Source organism: Ruegeria sp. CH2 (assembly GCF_056537065.1).
Genome location: NZ_JBQFQV010000063.1, coordinates 1 through 537, shown reverse-complemented (window position 1 = coordinate 537; position 537 = coordinate 1). Strand labels below are relative to the sequence as shown.

The window sequence follows — 537 nt, the reverse complement described above, 5'->3', positions numbered from 1 at the left end:
TTGACATGAACGACCGCGCCCTGCGCCAGATTACTGCCAGCCTGGGCGGCGTGTCGAACGGGTTCCCGCGCGAAACAGGTTTTGACATCACCGTGGCGTCCGAGGTCATGGCGATCCTGTGTCTGGCCAACGACCTGAAGGATCTGGAAAAGCGTCTGGGTGACATCATCGTGGCCTATCGCCGCGACAAGACCCCGGTCTATTGCCGCGACATCAAGGCCGAAGGCGCGATGACCGTTCTGCTGAAAGACGCGATGCAGCCGAACCTAGTGCAGACGCTGGAAAACAACCCGGCCTTTGTCCATGGCGGCCCGTTCGCCAACATCGCGCATGGCTGCAACTCGGTCATTGCCACCAAGACCGCGCTGAAAGTGGCTGACTATGTGGTGACCGAGGCGGGCTTTGGCGCCGATCTGGGTGCCGAGAAGTTCATGAACATCAAGTGTCGCAAGGCGGGCATTGCGCCCTCTGCCGTGGTTCTGGTTGCCACCGTGCGGGCGATGAAGATGAATGGCGGTGTCGCCAAGGCCGATCTGG

1 protein-coding gene is annotated in these 537 nt (G+C 61.1%); it reads left to right on the top strand.

Annotated features, from left to right (window positions below; all coding sequences use genetic code 11):
- Positions 1 to 537: formate--tetrahydrofolate ligase (locus tag ACR0M9_RS21135; protein ID WP_480774610.1), on the top strand; the 537-nt coding region annotated here is incomplete at both ends.